This window comes from Flavobacterium sp. CG_9.10 (genome assembly GCF_015752245.1).
In the GTDB taxonomy this organism is placed as follows: Bacteria; Bacteroidota; Bacteroidia; order Flavobacteriales; family Flavobacteriaceae; genus Flavobacterium.
The window spans coordinates 196,056-213,686 of the sequence record NZ_JADOVD010000002.1; the positions used below are offsets into that span (position 1 = coordinate 196,056).

13 protein-coding genes are annotated in these 17,631 nt (G+C 34.5%); 2 read left to right on the forward strand and 11 right to left on the reverse strand.

Translation table 11 applies throughout. The annotated features are described in order from the left end of the window. Positions 1-11 precede the first annotated feature (11 nt). The 8 genes from IWX84_RS02500 to IWX84_RS02535 all read right to left on the reverse strand — a co-directional run bounded on the left by IWX84_RS02500 (position 12) and on the right by IWX84_RS02535 (position 11,973). Positions 12-1,754, reverse strand: coding sequence for an APC family permease (locus IWX84_RS02500; protein ID WP_196849183.1), 1,743 nt, complete (start codon positions 1,752-1,754; stop codon positions 12-14). Between the two features lie 546 nt (positions 1,755-2,300). Next, positions 2,301-4,106 carry an acyl-CoA dehydrogenase family protein gene (locus IWX84_RS02505; RefSeq protein ID WP_196849184.1) on the reverse strand — a complete coding sequence of 602 codons (1,806 nt, stop codon included), beginning with the start codon at positions 4,104-4,106 and terminating at the stop codon, positions 2,301-2,303. Between the two features lie 145 nt (positions 4,107-4,251). Beyond that, complete coding sequence (locus tag IWX84_RS02510) at positions 4,252-5,433, reverse strand: acetyl-CoA C-acyltransferase (protein WP_196849185.1); 1,182 nt, start codon at positions 5,431-5,433, stop codon at positions 4,252-4,254. 48 nt (positions 5,434-5,481) lie between these two features. Next, positions 5,482-5,844, reverse strand: coding sequence for a four helix bundle protein (locus IWX84_RS02515; RefSeq protein ID WP_196849186.1), 363 nt, complete (start codon positions 5,842-5,844; stop codon positions 5,482-5,484). A 52-nt stretch (positions 5,845-5,896) separates the two neighbouring features. After that, a complete protein-coding gene (locus IWX84_RS02520) occupies positions 5,897-8,287 on the reverse strand; it encodes a 3-hydroxyacyl-CoA dehydrogenase/enoyl-CoA hydratase family protein (RefSeq protein WP_196849187.1) in 2,391 nt (796 codons plus the stop codon). 46 nt (positions 8,288-8,333) lie between these two features. Continuing rightward, a complete protein-coding gene (locus IWX84_RS02525) occupies positions 8,334-8,849 on the reverse strand; it encodes a MarR family winged helix-turn-helix transcriptional regulator (protein WP_231385388.1) in 516 nt (171 codons plus the stop codon). Positions 8,850-9,086: 237 nt separating this feature from the next. Beyond that, positions 9,087-10,139: a proline iminopeptidase-family hydrolase gene (locus IWX84_RS02530; protein WP_196849188.1), complete on the reverse strand. Its 1,053-nt coding sequence runs from the start codon at positions 10,137-10,139 to the stop codon at positions 9,087-9,089. Positions 10,140-10,197: 58 nt separating this feature from the next. Further along, positions 10,198-11,973, reverse strand: a complete 1,776-nt coding sequence (locus tag IWX84_RS02535; protein WP_196849189.1) for an AMP-dependent synthetase/ligase — start codon at positions 11,971-11,973, stop codon at positions 10,198-10,200. 501 nt (positions 11,974-12,474) lie between these two features. Here IWX84_RS02535 and IWX84_RS02540 point away from each other — a divergent pair. Then, positions 12,475-13,416: a nuclear transport factor 2 family protein gene (locus IWX84_RS02540; protein WP_196849190.1), complete on the forward strand. Its 942-nt coding sequence runs from the start codon at positions 12,475-12,477 to the stop codon at positions 13,414-13,416. Between the two features lie 82 nt (positions 13,417-13,498). Here IWX84_RS02540 and IWX84_RS02545 read toward each other — a convergent pair whose 3' ends face one another. The 3 genes from IWX84_RS02545 to IWX84_RS02555 all read right to left on the reverse strand — a co-directional run bounded on the left by IWX84_RS02545 (position 13,499) and on the right by IWX84_RS02555 (position 16,198). After that, positions 13,499-13,942, reverse strand: coding sequence for a hypothetical protein (locus IWX84_RS02545; protein WP_196849191.1), 444 nt, complete (start codon positions 13,940-13,942; stop codon positions 13,499-13,501). A 217-nt stretch (positions 13,943-14,159) separates the two neighbouring features. Beyond that, positions 14,160-14,639 carry a GNAT family N-acetyltransferase gene (locus IWX84_RS02550; RefSeq protein WP_196849192.1) on the reverse strand — a complete coding sequence of 160 codons (480 nt, stop codon included), beginning with the start codon at positions 14,637-14,639 and terminating at the stop codon, positions 14,160-14,162. A 368-nt stretch (positions 14,640-15,007) separates the two neighbouring features. After that, on the reverse strand, positions 15,008-16,198 hold the full coding sequence (locus IWX84_RS02555) for an NAD(P)/FAD-dependent oxidoreductase (RefSeq protein WP_196849193.1): 1,191 nt from the start codon (positions 16,196-16,198) through the stop codon (positions 15,008-15,010). Positions 16,199-16,459: 261 nt separating this feature from the next. On the opposite strand from IWX84_RS02555, the gene IWX84_RS02560 reads away from it, so the two are divergent. Continuing rightward, positions 16,460-17,410, forward strand: a complete 951-nt coding sequence (locus IWX84_RS02560) for an NAD(P)H-dependent flavin oxidoreductase (RefSeq protein ID WP_196849194.1) — start codon at positions 16,460-16,462, stop codon at positions 17,408-17,410. The last annotated feature ends 221 nt before the right edge of the window (positions 17,411-17,631 follow it).

The window sequence follows — 17,631 nt, forward strand, 5'->3', positions numbered from 1 at the left end:
CCTTTTTCTGATTACATAATTAGACGTACTCCGCCTAATTCTGAAATCCTATAAGAAAAACGATCTCCTGGAGAGCCTATAAACATGAAGTTTTTAGGAATGCCCCACTTTTTTGATAATTCATCTATGATTTCAGGACCAAAAGTACCTTTAATCTCAATGAATTCAATGTCGATATCAGGATATGCACGGTCAAGTACTTCTATATCCTTTATAAGCAATTCATTTGATTCACCCTCTTTTTTGATATTTACAATTTTTAATTTCTTCGTTGTTTCGTTGAATTCAACATATTGCATTACTTTATTTAGAATGGCAACATCATCTCCCTTTGTAAAGAATACGAATTCCTGTGAATTTATTTTTAAATGTAATTTTACTAAGTAACGATTGCTAAATATAACTAATTTCCTAAATGGTTTAGAGAAATATTCCAATGAGTCAATTAATAATTGGATTAAAATTGTTCGATTCAACATAATGCTAATAAACAATAGCGCAGGTAATAGATATTTTATAAATGTATAGAATGAATTAATATTCATGTATAAATTACCTATGAAAGCAACTGCTATAAACGAGACGGCTATGACTACAGAAATCCCACCTGCCCTTTCAGGACGTGGTAATTTTTTACGTTTAAATTTCAATAATAAATTTCCGATTCCAAATAATCCCATTACTGCCAAGAAAGAAAAAGTATAAACACCTGCCAATGATACGAGATCGCCTTTGGTAACAAACAATACTGAAACGCACATTACCAGAAAGCTAATGATTATTCTATAATTTGAACCACGTTTGTTTTGTTTCAAAAAGTAGTTAGGTAAAATCCGGTCCAAAGTCATTCGATTAAGCAAACCTGAAACTCCAACAAATGAAGTCAAAACAGCGCCGCATAGAACTAAAACTGCATCAATAGAGATTAGATAAGCTAACCAATAACCTCCGGTAGTTTGACCCAAATAAGCAAGTAGGGATTCACGGTGATCCCCAACTTCTGCAAGTGGAATAATACATATAAGTAGCAATGCTAGTACCGGATTAAAAAAACTTACAATAGCCCACATGTTTCGTAAAGTTTTTGGAAAAACGCCATGTTCTTGTTCCTCTACAAAATTAGCTGAACTTTCAAATCCTGAAATTCCGAGCATTGCAGCTGAAAACCCTAAAAATAAAGCGGTTATTATGCTTCCAGAAGAAATTGGAACTGCCCAATTTATGCTAAAAGTCTGAAGTCCGTGATTTGTAAGGAACCATATTGAAGCTAAAACTAGAGTGCTTAATGTAATTAAATGGATTATAAAAATAATTACTGCAACAAAAGCAGATTCGCCAATACCTAAAATAGCCAAACCCGTAAAAGCCACTAAAACAATAATTGTTGCAATAGTGACATCAATGCCACTAAAAATGCCATGCAAGTAATGCATTCCCTCTGACGCTGAAATTACTGCAGTCGCCATATAAGACAAGACCGTTAGCGTTGCCGCGACAGAAGCCATTCTTTTCGTTGAAGTATTTAATAAAACATTATAAGCACCGCCGTTCAAAGGAATTGCACCTACTACTTCTCCGTAAATTTTTCTGAACAAAAAAAGTACAACTGCAACTATTAATAATGAAATCCATGCATATTGACCGGCATACATGATAGTAAGTGCCGAGACATATAGGCAAGATGAACTAATATCATTTCCGCAAATTGCCGTTGCTTGTAATTGATTTAATTTCGTGTGTAGATTTTTTTTCATTTTTGACTTTTATTAACCTTTTCCTATTCTGGGAATTTCTCTTTACAGAGAAATACTGATAACGTTCTTTTAATTTATTTGCTTTTAATTTTACAACAACATTTTGGATATCCATTTTTGGTTGAATGTGTAGTTGTTTTATTTTCAATAAATCACATCAAATTGATTGCTACATCAAAATTATATCGAAGGAAGAATTTGAACGTAAAAATTCAAACTTTTTTACTAGTTCAATTTTTGTGTAAATTACAATTTATTTTTAAATATTTCAGTAAATTAGATTAGTGAGTTGTTGATAAATTTAGTTTAAGTGCTCTACTTTAATCGTTAATGACCCTAATAAGTAAGCGTACAAGAAACTGCATTTCAAGCTATTTCTTTCAGTTTTTATTTGGTAAAATCCACATTTTCAGATAAATTATAATTAAAATTCTCGTAATGATTTAGAATCAATTAACTATATAATTTTAAAAAAAAAACCGCACTGTTTATGACAACAGATGCGGTTTTTTAACAACTAAATCTACTAAAAACTATCTTCTACAATTAGAAACAGTATTGGTTTTCTGTTACTAATTTGGTTGTAATTGTTTCTCTTAACCCAACAATATTTGGCATATTGGTGTATTTTGTAAAACGTCTTAAGCCCATTAACATCATACGTTGTTCGTCGCCTTCGGCAAAAGAGATTATGCTTTCTTTTCCTTTTTGAGTTACAATATCAACGGCTTGGTAAAGGTATAATTTTGCCATTGCGATTTGCTCTTGTACTTTAGCTTCGCCTTCTTTTTTCGATAATTTTTCAGTTCTTAAAATCGTTGATTCCGCCATGTAGATTTCAATCAAGATATCAGAAGCTGCCATCAATAACTGTTGATGTGCGTCTAAGTCTGGTCCGTATTTTTGAACCGCACCTCCAGCAACCATTAGGAATGCTTTTTTTAATTTGGCAATCATTTCTTTCTCCTCAGCAAACAATTCAGAATAATCTGGTGTTTCGAAAGAAGGAATTCCCATTAATTCTTCGGTTACTTTCATTGCAGGACCTAATAAATCAACGTGTCCTTTCATGGCTTTTTTAATCAACATTCCTACAGAAAGCATTCTGTTGATTTCGTTAGTTCCTTCATAAATACGAGCTATACGCGCATCTCTCCAAGCACTTTCCATCGGAGTATCTTCGGAGAATCCCATTCCACCAAAGATTTGAATTCCTTCGTCCGCACAATTTTGAACATCTTCAGAAACCGCTACTTTCAACACAGAACATTCAATAGCAAATTCCTCAACACCTTTCAATTCAGCTTCCTGATGTGTAGATCCTTCAGTTTCACGTGAAGAAATACGATCTTCAATATCTTTAGCAGCTCTATAAGTCGCGCTTTCTCCAGCATAACAGCTTGTTGCCATCTCTGCTAATTTAGAACGAATGGCTCCAAACTGTGAAATTGCCGTGTTAAACTGAATTCTTTCATTAGCATATTTAACTGAACTGGAAATTACTCTTCTTTGTGCGTCCAAACAAGCAGCTGCCAATTTGATACGACCCACGTTCAACGCATTCATCGCTATTTTGAAACCATTTCCTCTTTCAGAAAGCATGTTTTCAACAGGAACTTTCGTTTCATTAAAGAAAACCTGACGAGTAGAGGAAGCGCGAATACCTAATTTGTGTTCTTCTTCACCCATTGAGATTCCATTATCGGCTGTATTTTCAAGTATAAAACCAGTAATATTTTTATCATCACCAATTCTTGCAAAAACGATAAATACAGAACAAAATCCTGCATTCGAAATCCACATTTTTTGTCCTGTGATTGAGTAATATTTACCATCTTCAGATAAAACTGCTTTTGTTTTTCCAGAGTTGGCATCAGATCCCGCTCCTGGTTCAGTCAAACAGTACGCACCAAACCATTCGCCAGAAGCTAATTTTGGTACATATTTTTGTTTTTGTTCCTCAGTTCCGTACAATGTAATTGGCATTGTTCCAATTCCAGTATGTGCTCCAAAAGCAGTCGAGAATGAACCCGTTGCTCCAGAAATATAATCACAAACCAAAACAGTATTTACAAAGCCCATTCCCATTCCGCCATAAGATTCCGGAACAGCAACGCTTAGAAATCCTAAGTCACCGGCTTTTTTCATTGACTCTTCTGTGAAAGCATAATCTTTCTTTTCAAAACGGTCTTTATTTGGCCATAATTCTTTGTCAACAAACTCTTTTACAGAGTCACGCATCATTAATTGCTCTTCATTGAAATCTTCTGGAGTGAAGATGTCTTCGCACTTTGTTTCTTTAACCAAAAACTGACCGCCACGGGTTACGTTTTTTTCAATTGTATCTGCCATTTTTTTATTTTTTAATATGTTTTTATTTATTATCTAAATCCTCAGTATTGTCATTCCGACGAAGGAGGAATCTCATCAGATACTTCCTCAATATAGTATTAAGATTCCTCCTTCATCGGAATGACAAACGGATGGAAATCTTTGACTACAAAAGCTCGTAAATCCCTGCTGAACCTTGTCCTGTTCCTACACACATGGAAACGATTCCGTATTTACTTCCTCTGCGTTTCATTTCGTCAAATAATTGAACTGAAAGTTTAGCTCCAGTACAACCTAATGGATGACCCAATGCAATCGCTCCACCATTAACATTGATGATATCTGGATTTAGGTTTAGTTCTCTCGTTACTGCTAATGCTTGTGATGCAAAAGCTTCGTTTAACTCAATTAAATCAATATCATTCAACGTTAATCCGGCTTGTTTCAAGGCCTTTGGAATTGCTTTTACAGGTCCAATTCCCATAATTCTTGGTTCAACTCCTGCTGATGCAAAGTTTACTAAACGCGCGATAGGAGTAAGGTTCAATTCTTTTACCATTTCTTCGCTCATGATTAAAACAAATGCTGCTCCATCACTCATTTGAGAAGAGTTTCCTGCAGTTACACTTCCGTTTGCTTCAAAAACCGGTCTTAAACCTGCCAAAGCTTCCACAGAAGTTCCCGCTCTAGGACCTTCATCTTTATTTACGATATACGATTTAGTTTCTTTTTTACCGTTCTCGTTGATAAACGTTTGTTCCACAGTAATAGGAACAATTTGTTTGTCAAATTTACCTTCGGCTTGCGCTTTCAGGGCTTTCATATGTGATTGGTACGCAAACTCATCTTGGTCCGCACGAGATACATTGAATTGTTGGGCTACCGCTTCAGCAGTAAGTCCCATTCCCCAATAGTAATCTTCGTTTCCAGCTTTTGCTACAGCATAATCCGGAGTAGGTTTATAGCCTCCCATTGGAATAAAACTCATGCTTTCGGCACCGCCGGCAATGATACAATCCGCCATTCCCGATTGGATTTTGGCTGTAGCCATACCAATTGTTTCTAATCCTGAAGCGCAATACCGGTTTACGGTGACACCGGGAACATCTTCGATTTTCAATCCCATCAAAGAAATCAATCTACCTACGTTTAAACCTTGTTCTGCTTCCGGCATCGCATTTCCTACCATCACGTCATCAATACGTTTTTTGTCGAAATCAGGCAACTCATTCATCATAAATTGAATAGTTTCTGCTGCCAACTCATCAGGACGCTTAAATCTAAAAACTCCCTTTGGTGCTTTACCAACGGCTGTTCTGTATGCTTTTACTATATATGCTGTTTTCATAAATTGAGTATTAAGATTGGAGTATTAAGAATTAAGACTAGCCAATCGTTATAAATTTTTACTTTTTAGAGATTTTTGAAGAGCGAAACTCATATTGCTTACTTCTACCAATTCATTTACAATTGGTGTTATTTGTTCTTCTGAAATTAATTCAAGTCTTTTTGAAATCATTAATTGAGTTATCAATTCATAAGTTGAACCATTAGCAACACCAAGAAAATATACAAATTCATTATTTGAATTTCTTCCTGAACCTTCTGCGATATTAGAAGGAATAGAAACTGCGCATTTTTTAATTTGATGTGTTAAATTAAATTTTTCATCAATTGGCAAATCTTTGCAAACACGGTATACGTTTTCAGCAATATCCATTGCTTTTTGCCAAATTTTTAATTTTTCAAACTGATGCATAATTGTCTGGTTTAAAATCTTAATTCTTAATACAAAATACTTAATTCTTTTTCTAATTCCTTAATGGTTTACCTTTTGTAAGCATAAATTGAATTCTTTCTAATGTCTTACGTTCTGTACATAAGCTTAAAAATGCTTCTCGTTCTAAATCCAATAAATATTGTTCCGTTACTAATGTTGGTTCTGATAAATCCCCACCAGCCATTACATACGCCAGTTTATTAGCAATTTTCTTGTCGTGTTCCGAGATGTATTTTCCGGCTTCCATTTGGTCTGTTCCTACTAAGAACATTCCAAGAGCTTGTTTTCCCAATACTTTTACGTCAGTTCTGCGAATCGGTTGTGTGTAACCGGCTTCCGCCATTAATAAAGCGTGTTTTTTTGCTTCAGCAATCTGACGGTCTTTGTTTACCACAATGATATCTTTTCCTTGTTGTAAAAGTCCGGTATCAAAAGCTTCGTATCCCGAAGTAGATACTTTAGCCATAGCGATTGTCAAGAAATATTCTTGTAAAACATTCAACTCTACGTCATTTTTATGAAATAAATCCGATGCTCTCAACGCCATTTCTTTCGATCCACCACCACCTGGAAGTACACCTACACCAAATTCTACTAATCCCATGTAGGTTTCAGCAGCAGCAACCACTTTATCCGCATGCAAACTCATTTCGCATCCACCACCAAAAGTCATTCCGTGTGGCGCAACCACAACAGGAATTCCAGAATAGCGCACACGCATCATCGTGTCTTGGAACATTTTGATGGCCATATTCAATTCGTCATATTCTTGTTCGACTGCCATCATGAAAATCATTCCGATATTGGCACCCACAGAGAAATTCGCTGCTTGATTTCCAATAACTAATCCTTGATATTCTTTTTCAGATAAATCAATCGCTTTATTGATAGCTTGTAAAACATCGCCACCAATCGTATTCATTTTAGATTGGAATTCTAAATTCAAAATTCCGTCTCCTAAATCTTGTATAATCGCACCGCTATTACTCCATACTTTTTTGCTTTCGCGAATGTTGTTCAGGATAATAAAGGAATCCTGACCAGGAACTTTAGTTTGTGATTTTGTTGGAATATTGTAGAAAAAAGTTGCTCCTTCTTTTACAGAATAAAAGCTAGTACTTCCAGAAGCCAACATATCATTTACCCAAGCAGCTGGCGCTAAACCTTCGGCTTTCATAATTTCAATTCCTTTTTCGACACCGATTGCATCCCAAATTTCGAAAGGACCATTTTCCCAACCGAAACCAGCTTTCATCGCATCGTCAATTTTGTATAATTCATCTGAGATTTCAGGAATTCTGTTGGAAACATAAGCAAACATTCCAGCAAAACTTTTTCTGTAGAATTCGCCTGCTTTGTCTTTTCCTTTTACCAGAACTTTGAAACGATCAATTGGTTTATCAATCGTTTTTGTCAGTTCCAAAGTAGCAAAAGAAGCTTTTTTAGCTGGACGGTATTCTAAAGTATCTAAATCTAAAGAAAGAATATCTCTATCTACTTTTTTGTAAAAACCTTGACCTGTTTTGCTTCCCAACCATTTGTTCTCCATCATTTTATTGACAAATTCTGGTAGTTTGAACAATTCATGTTGCTCATCGTTAGGACAATTTTCATAAATACCATTGGCAACATGCACCAAAGTATCTAATCCAACAACGTCAACGGTTCTAAAAGTGGCCGATTTTGGTCGGCCAATAACCGGACCAGTCAACTTATCCACTTCTTCAATCGTAAGTCCCAATTCTTTTACCAAATGAAACAAACTCTGAATCCCGTAAATCCCAACTCTATTTCCAATGAATGCAGGAGTATCTTTGGCAACAACCGAAGTTTTTCCCAAGAATTTTTCTCCATATATAGTAAGGAAGTCCAATACTTCAGTTGAAGTTTGTGGACCAGGAATAATTTCGAATAATTTTAAATAACGCGCAGGGTTAAAAAAGTGTGTCCCACAGAAATGCTTTTGGAAATCGTCACTTCTTCCTTCGCTCATAAAATGAATCGGAATTCCGGAAGTATTTGAAGTAACTAAAGTTCCCGGTTTTCTGAATTTTTCAATTTGTTCGAAAACCATTTTCTTGATGTCCAAACGTTCCACTACAACCTCAATAATCCAATCAACAGTAGCAATTTTTGCCATGTCATCAGTGGTATTTCCAGTTGTGATTCTGCTGGCAAATTTCTGACTGTAAATAGGAGAGGGCTTCGACTTCAGGGAATTAGCTAAATGCTCATTCACCAATCGATTTCTTACAATTTTGCTTTCTAAAGTAAGGCCTTTTTTGGCTTCTGCTTCGGTAAGTTCTCTTGGAACAATGTCCAAAAGTAAAACCTCCACACCAATGTTAGCAAAATGACAAGCAATTCCTGAACCCATAATTCCGGATCCAATTACTGCAACTTTTTTAATTGTGCGTTTCATACGTAGTTAATATTTGTTTTTTTATTGGAATATGGTATCGCCATTCTTAATTATTGATTGTTTTTTGAATCATGGCGATGTCATTTTCTGTTTTTTCAGTTTGCTCCGCCAGTTCGCTGACGCTCGTGTGATTAAATATATTTTTGTCTTGAATCAATTCATTTATAGTTTCTGCAACTTCTATGAAATGTCTAAGTTTGTCTTCCGAAACGTGTTGTCGGATGGTTTCGTTAAATTTTAAAACGGTATTTTTAGAAAGTTCTCTTTTTTCTTTACCAAAATCAGTCAGGTAAATCAATACTCCTCGGCCATCATCTGGATTTTTCTTTTTAAGAATTAATCCTTTTTCCTCCATAGATTTCAAAGTACGAGTCAAACTGGTGGCTTCCATACCCATTCGAGGTCCTAAAGCGGTTGATGGTGTTCCATCTTCCTTGTCCATACTCAACAATGCGAAACCAGTTGCCATCGTTGCATCATATTTTGACGCTTCCTCATTATACATTCTTGAAACGGCCTGCCAAGTAGCTCTTAAAATATAATCTATTGTTTTGTCTTTCATATGTAGATAATATTTGTTTTTATTTGGGATATAAAGAGTATATTGTGTAAAAGAATAAAAAAGAATCTCCGTTTTAACAAATATATTAGACTTATCAACTATATCGATTTCAAATATAATAAAAAATACTATGCACGCATAATAAAATACAATTATTTTTTTGTTAAGAATTGTTAAAATAAAAAAAAACTCCTTAAAAAATTAAGGAGTTTTGTGTTTAATCATGGATTATTTAGATTATGATTTCTTAAAATTACCGCTATCCACGTCTTTCAAGAACTTGATTACCCCAGGAAAATAATGTTCCTGGTCATCATATTGTGAGCAATGGCTACCATTTGGACAGTACAAAAAGCGACCATTTTTAACTTCTTTTGATATCCATTCCATATGCTTTGGATCCATGGTGTCATATTTTGCACCGATTACAAGTGTAGGAACTGTTATAGTTTTAAGTCTTGCAGTAACATCCCAATTTTTTAAAGTAGCATCTCCAGTTATTCCAAATTCACTGGGACCTTGCATATAAACATATACGTTTGGATTTATATGTTTGAAAGCTCTATTAATAGATTCCGGCCATTTATCGATCGGCATTCTTAAAATATGTTCGGTATAATAATATTTATAAAGTAGTTCAGTATATTTTGGATTGGTGTAATCTTTGTTTTTTTCAAATTCTTTAATTTGCACAAATACTTTTGGGTCTAATTGTGGCCCGAGTACTTCATCTGCATATTTGTTATACGCCGGAGCACTTGCCATCATATTGGCAATGATCAATCCTTTTAGATTTTTTTGGTATTTTAACGCATATTCCATTGCTAGAATTCCACCCCAGGATTGCCCCATCAGGTAGAAGTTAGAATTGTCTAGTTTCAATGCTTTGCGTACTTGTTCAACTTCCTCAACAAACCGTTCATTAGTCCATAAGCTATTATCGTTGGGCTGATCACTATAATAAGAGCCTAGTTGGTCATAGTAGATGTATTCAACGCTTTCATTGGGAAAGAAACCGTCAAAGCATTCAAAAAATTCATGTGTTCCGCCTGGACCGCCATGTAATAGTAATACTTTTATTGTTGGATTATTTCCAACGGTTTTTGTCCAGACCTTAAAGGTGCCTTTTGGCGTAGTAATAGGAATCATTTTAATTCCGCCTGTAGACTGATCATCCCGCTTTGAAAAATCTAAATAGTTTGCCTTAAGTGAATCTACTTCTTCTTTTTCTTTACAATTAGAAAACATAAGAACAGTTAATAACGAACAAATTATGATTTTCATTTTCATAGCAATGCGATTTATTAAATTTTTATTATAGTCTTAATTATTCCAGGTATTAAATCAATTAATTATAGATTTTATTGAATAAAATAATGTATTTTTCCATTACTATTTTTCGTTTTAATTTCAAAGTTGGAGTCAATTGTCCGCCTTCGATAGACCAAACATCAGGTGTGAGTTCAAAACGTTTAATTTTCTCCCAGTTACCAAATTTTTCATTTAAGGTATCGATTTCACCTTGAATTCGTTCGATGACTTTTTCGTTAGAGATAATTTCTTCGTTTGTTTTCCCAATATCAATTCCGTGAATGACAGCCCATTCTTTCAAGAAATCAAAATTAGGCTGAATGAAGGCTGCAGGCATTTTTTGTCCATCACCAATCACCATTATTTGTTCAATGAAACGCGATTGTTTCATTGTGTTTTCAATAAGTTGCGGTGCAATATATTTTCCTCCTGAGGTTTTAAACATTTCCTTCTTACGGTCCGTGATTTTCAAGAATCCGTCATTGTCAAAAATTCCTATATCGCCGGTGTGGAAATAACCGTCTATTATTACTTCGCTCGTTAATTTTTCATCTTTAAAGTAACCCATCATTACGTTAGGTCCTTTACATAGGATTTCGCCGTCTTCTGCAATTTTAACTTCCACGTTATCAATTACTTTTCCTACAGTCCCTACTCTGAAACCCTTGTTTCTCATATCATTTACAGATATTACTGGAGAAGTTTCGGTTAAACCGTATCCTTCCATTACTGGAATTTCGGCAGCTGCAAAAACTCTAGCTAATCTGGGTTGTAAGGCTGCACTTCCGGAGACCATTAAATCCAAGTTTCCGCCTAGACCTTCTTTCCATTTACTGAAAATCAATTTTCGGGCAACTTTAAGTTGCATTTCATACCAAAAACCATTGGCTCCATACGGTTCAAATTTCAATCCTAAATCAATAGCCCAAAAGAAAAGATTTCTTTTTATTCCAGTTAGCTCAGTTCCTTTAGCATAAATTTTATCATATACTTTTTCAAGTAATCTTGGAACAGCTGTAATTACCGTTGGTTTTACTTCTTTAAGGTTGTCACTGATTTTATCAATTGATTCTCCAAAATAGACCGAAACGCCATAATATTGGTATAAGTACAAAATCATTCTTTCGAAAATATGACAGATAGGTAGGAAACTCAACGCACGACTTTTCCCTGCTTCAAAAGGAATTCTCTTTGCACTGTCTAAAACATTGGATACGATATTTTTGTGCGAGAGCATAACGCCTTTTGGTCTTCCTGTCGTTCCCGAAGTATAAATTATGGTTGCTAAATCTTCTGTTTTTACATTGTTTTTTCGATTTTCAACATCATTTTGATTGCTTTGGTCGTCGCCAAGAATAAGCAATTCCTTCCAGTTTTTGCAGCCGTCAATTTCGTTGAATGAATAAACTTCTTTTAGATTTGGAATTTTATTTCGAATCAAATTTACTTTTCTAAGTACTTCAACATCCGATACAAAACAATAAATCGCACCTGAATGATTCAGGATGTATTCATAATCCTCTTCGCTAATTGTTGGGTAAATAGGAACGGTTTGTGCTCCCGTTTGTAAAGTACCAATATCCATAATATTCCATTCAGTCCTATTAGTAGTGGAAATAATGGCAATTTTATCGTCTTTTTGAACGCCCATTTTCAAGAGTGCCCTGGAAACCGCATTTGCTTTAGCAATATATTCCTGAGTTGAAGTTTTTACCCAAACACCGTCCTGCTTGCTTACTAAAGCATCCGGAATGTTAGTATATTTTTCTTGTTGATAATAAGGAAAATCAAAAAGGCGGGAGATAGTTATCATTATAGATTATTGAATTTTATCGCAAATTAAATAAAAATTAACGATATTTTTTATTTTTCAAAAATTAAATAGCAAAATTAAACAGTAGCTTTCCCACTCAACGAAATCGTTTTCTTAAAAATTGGTATAAAGGATTGATTTTAAGTAGCAAAAGTGTTGTGATAGTAGATCAAAGTTTGATAGAGAACATTTGGAATCGCTACGATAACATCTAAATTTATGCAGATATATCTGTATGAAAAGTAAAAAACGTGGCCACTTCATAAAAAAAGCTCAAAATAAGATTATTTAATTGGCTAAACGTTTCTTAATTTATTCGCTAAAACAATCAATTTTTGCGTCGCTAGAACTGTTAGTATGCCTTATTTTGATTTTACAAATGGACAGTCAGTACACATGACTTTTTTGTTATAATTAATAAATTTATATAACTGAATTTCAGTTAGTTAAAAAAATAATAAGTATATTTATAGTAGTATTAACCAACTAAATATTATTAAAATGAAAAAAGCATTACTGATTGTGATGATGGTTTTAACATTCATCACTTACGCGCAAAAAAAAGTCAACGGTACCATTTATGTTGAGCATCCGGCAATTAATGTGGTAGAATCAATGCAACAGGCATTTGTAAAAGGTGACTCTGTAAAAGTTGCCGGTTATTTAACGGATGATTTCAAATCGTTCAATGGATCTAATACCAATAAACAGGATAAAGGAATCGATAAAAAGGGTTTCATAAATCAATTAAAATTTTGGAACAGTAATATTGATTACTTGAGTATAAAACGTTCCGATGGTGCTTATCCTGATGCCTTAGAATACAAAGATGCGAACAATAAAGATGTGACTTGGGTGCAGACGTGGGATAACTTAAAAGGAGTTCACAACAAAACAGGTGTTGCCTTAGATATGCCAATTCACAGACTTTTTACCGTGGATAAGAACAACAAAATCAAAATGATGACTACCTATTCCGATTCAGGAATTTATAATGAAATAGGAGAAAGTTCTGTTGACCGAAAAAATGGAACTATCTATAATCACCATGATTACATTAACAAAATCAGGCTGATGATTCGTGCATTTGAAAATAAAGATTTTGCAAAAGCATACAGTTTTTATGATAAAAAAGCGCAGTTTAGAAATATAAATATGCCCATCGATGCTAAAAGTATGACTTTGGACCAAATGAAAGATAGCGATAAAAAAATGATGGATGAGTTTGAAATAACAAGTATTGATGTGGTAGGTTATCCAGATTATTTAAATTATGAAATGGGAAATTCCAAAGTAGTGCAATCCTGGTGGAACATGCGAATGACGCGCAAATCAGATAAGAAAAATGTAGTTGTACCCATATTATTCATAGACACCTTTAATGATGAAGGAATGATTGTGGATGAAATGGCCTATTTCAGTGATTCATTGATGAGTAAATGAAACGGAATTTTCTATAAAATCAAAAGCCGAAACAATTTGTTTCGGCTTTTGATTTTATAATTAAGAGAAAAGATAAATTCAATTATTCAATGTAGTCTTTACTTCTTTCTCCTAAGATAAACATTTTCTTTTTTTCAAAATGAATGGAAAAATGCACATTAATCCAATTGTTCGCGGCATCAGTTTCTGAAATTACTTCATTGTTTTTGTACCAAAGTGTGTAAACTGCATAATTAAATCCTTTATGAAATTTGGGTTCCCCATTTTTATCACATTCGATACCCCAAATCATTGCTGTTTTTGACAAATCATTCAACTGGAAAATTCCTGTTCCGTCTGGATTTAATTGTACAATGGGTTCGGTTTCACCTTCAAATAAATACGTTCCGGTTATTGGGTAATCTATATCTGTAGTAATATAATGATGTCCATCTTTGGCTGTGATTTCTTCGACTTTGTTCTGGGCATTGGAGAGCGTTGCAAATAACAGAAACGCAAGAAATGGGAGAGTAATGGTTTTTATCATTTTAGGTTATTTATGTTTTAAAGATTTTAAGGAATTATTTAGTTTTGATGGTGAGAATTTCAAATTGATAGCATCGACCTTGGAACAAAACTAATAAAATATCCTTTAAACTATTGTGTTAATCAAGTTGATTTTTGGCAGAATTGAAATAAAAATCTCTTGATTACAAATTCTTCATTATCATTTGTTGGCTAATTAGTATGTTTAGTTTCTGCTTTTATTTTGGTCGTTTGTATAAAGGTAAGGAGGTCAAGTATGCAAGCGCTTCCGCACCCAAATCTCCTTCTTTGCTAAATGTCCAGACAAATAAAGCTTTCAAAGGATGAACGCTGCGTATGCTTTCAATTGCCTGCAGTGTCAGTTGCTTTGCAATTCCTTTTCTCCGATATTCTTCTAAGACTAACGCGGAGCATAAATACAAAGCTTCATATGCAGTATCCAAAGGCGTCAGTTCAAATAGTTCTTTTTCAGAGATTTTATTTTCAAGAAATTGGTGCATTAAATTAAGTGTCGTCGGAATTAGTAAAACCCACGCCACAGGACCATTTCCAAAATCAAATTCTAAAACTGTTTCTGGATGTATCCTTTTTAATTGCTCGATTACCTTGTCATCTACATCAAGTTGGCTTGGGTCATTTTTGACGGCAAAAACAGTATCAGCCAGTTGTAACATCCGTTCAAAATTACTTTTTTGCATAGCTTTACTATAGAATTTTAAAAATTGATTTGTTACGCCAACAAGTGTGAATTTTGTGATGATTTTACAATAAATACCATAAACTGTAAATCTTGCAAAATAATCAAAAAATTATATAAAATTCAAGCTGTAGGTTCTACTTATCTTTGTAATATATAAATTCTGTTTAGTAATATTACAGCTAATTTGATAGGTTGGCAAAATGGCATCAAGTACATAGAGGTTTCCCAACCTTCCGTCTATGACCAACGAATCGGTACACGAGCTTGATACCCGTTAATTAGTATTGAATAATGATGTTACTAAATAGAATTTTTTATTTTATCCAAAGCTAATCAAATACCTCGTTTCGCCAATCATTTTAAAAATTAAGGGATCGAATTCAGGTGACGCGCAAGATAAACGCCCATGCTAAAGCAAGATTGAAGAAGATAGCCGCCCGTGGGTGCATCCAAATCGATCATTTCTCCAATACAAAAATGATTCTTCAACATTTTCAATTCAAAATTTTCATCTAAGGCATTCAAGTTAACTCCTCCAGTGGTGGATATGGCTTCGTCTAATAGGGCAAAACCCATTATTTCAATTGGGAGTTTTTTGATGTTTTGTGCCAAAAGTTCCGAATTAAGATAGGTTTCTTTTGAAAGGTATATTTTCAAAAGTCCAATTTGTGCCGGACTCATTTTAAGCTCTTTTTGTAATTTTTCGCTCGTTTTTTTTAAGGTTGATTTTTTGAGCTTATGAAGCAAATCATCATAGCTTAATGTTGTTTTTAAATCTAAGAAGATAGTAGCATTTTGCTTGTCATTAAGTTCTTCCCGAATTTGCGGGCTGATTGCATAAATGGCATTTCCTTCTAAACCAAAACGTGTAAGCACTACTTCGCCTTTTTGACTTTTATCGCCACAGCTAACTGCTATATTTTTAAGCGGATTTCCTTCATATAAGTCAATGAAATCAGGATTCCAGTTTACCCCGTAAGCGCAATTGGAGGCTTTAAAAGGAATAACTTCTATCCCTTGTGTTTTGAATAGTTCGAGCCATGTCCCATCAGAGCCTGTTACTTTCCAGCTACCTCCGCCCAAGGCGAAAACAGTATAGTCAGATTGAACTTCAATGGCATCATTGAAGACAAGATTATGGTCACTGTCCCATCCTGTCCAAGTATGTTGATACTGAATGGTAACACCTCGTTTTCTAAGCACATCTAAAATAGCGTTAAGCACTTCGATAGGTTTAATTCCGATTTCAGGATATATGCGTTTACTACTACCGATGTATGTTGGGATACCCATAGTATCAATCCATTTTTGAAAATCATGGTTATCAAAATCGAGTAGCGCTTCTTGCAAAAAATGCGATGGCGTATATCGCTCAACAAGTTGCGCAATGGGTTCCGAATGTGTTAAGTTAAAGCCGCCTTTTCCAGCCACAAGAAATTTTCTTCCCAGCGTTTTGTTTTTCTCGTAAATGGTAACATTAAATTTCTGAGGGTCGAGAAATGCGGCAAGTAAAAGTGCTGCAGGTCCTCCACCAATAATTGAGACTGATTTCTTCACGCTACAAAAATACTCTTTGTTTAAGGATTTTACCTACTGTAGTATTTATTATTGCCCATCGCCAGCAAAAAGGAAATATAATTCGACGGAATTTTATTGACTTGAAGCAAAGTCAATAGGAACTTGCGAACCGAGTCCACGCTAAAAAATTATTTACAAACTTTCCATTTCTTATTTGAATGCTACATTTTCTTTTACTTTATAAATACTAGGCATGCATAGTATATTTAGTTATATTTGGTTCCATTAAAACCTTAAAAAATGACAAAGCCCAGCTTAACTTCCATTTTAAAAATTAGTCAACCGCTAATAATGGCTCCAATGTTTCTAGTATCGAATACTAAAATGGTAATTGAAGGAATGAAATCGGGTGTGGCGGGTTGTATTCCTGCCTTAAATTACCGCACATTAGAGGAACTGCGCGCTTCAATTATTGAACTTAGAGCAGCTAAAGTTGTAGGTGGTAGTTTTGGTTATAATTTGATTGTGAATAAATCAAATATCAAATACAAAGATCAATTAGCCGTTTTGTGCGAAGAAAAAGTCGATTTTATAATCACTTCCTTAGGTTCACCGGAAGAAACCATAAAGGCAGCTCATAAAGTGGGGATTAAAGTTTTTTGTGATGTTACTGACTTGGCTTTTGCCAAAAAAGTGGAAAGTTTAGGTGCTGATGCCGTAATTGCAGTTAACAAACTGGCTGGTGGACATAGAGGGAATTATGCTCCAGAAGAATTAATTAAAGAGTTAAATTTAAATACGGGATTACCAGTTATTTCCGCTGGTGGTGTTAGTACTAAATCAGATTTAGATAAAATGTTGAGTTATGGTGCGGTAGGGGTGTCTGTGGGTAGTCCTTTTATAGCCTCACATGAGTCTGGCGTTTCAGAGGAATACAAGCAAGCCTGTGTTGATTATGGTGCAAAAGATATTGTTTTGACTGAGAAAATTTCGGGGACGCCTTGTACGGTTATTAACACGCCTTACATTCAAAAAGTAGGAACAAAACAAACGTGGTTAGAAAGCACTTTAAATAAAAATAAAAGCTTGAAAAAGTGGGTGAAAATGATTCGATATGTGTTGGGATCTAATGCAGTTACTAAAGCAGCTACTGAGGTTACCTATAAAACGGTTTGGGTTGCCGGACCAACAATTGAAAACACGAGGGCAATACGCCCAGTTTCTGCTATTGTTGATACATTAACGGTGTAGTTTTATAAAGAGTAGGGACAGGTCGCGACCTGTCCCTACGATCGATCCAAAACAACAATTTCTATCCTGAACGCATATCGTAACAAAATACAAATTTTCCTTTGCGTAATCATATCCTTTTAATCTATTGCGTTTCCTATTTTTAAAAGGGGTATTTTTATTTAGCATTAAAGATATAAATATTATCCCACAAAAAAAGCGCTCCCTTTCGAGAACGCTTT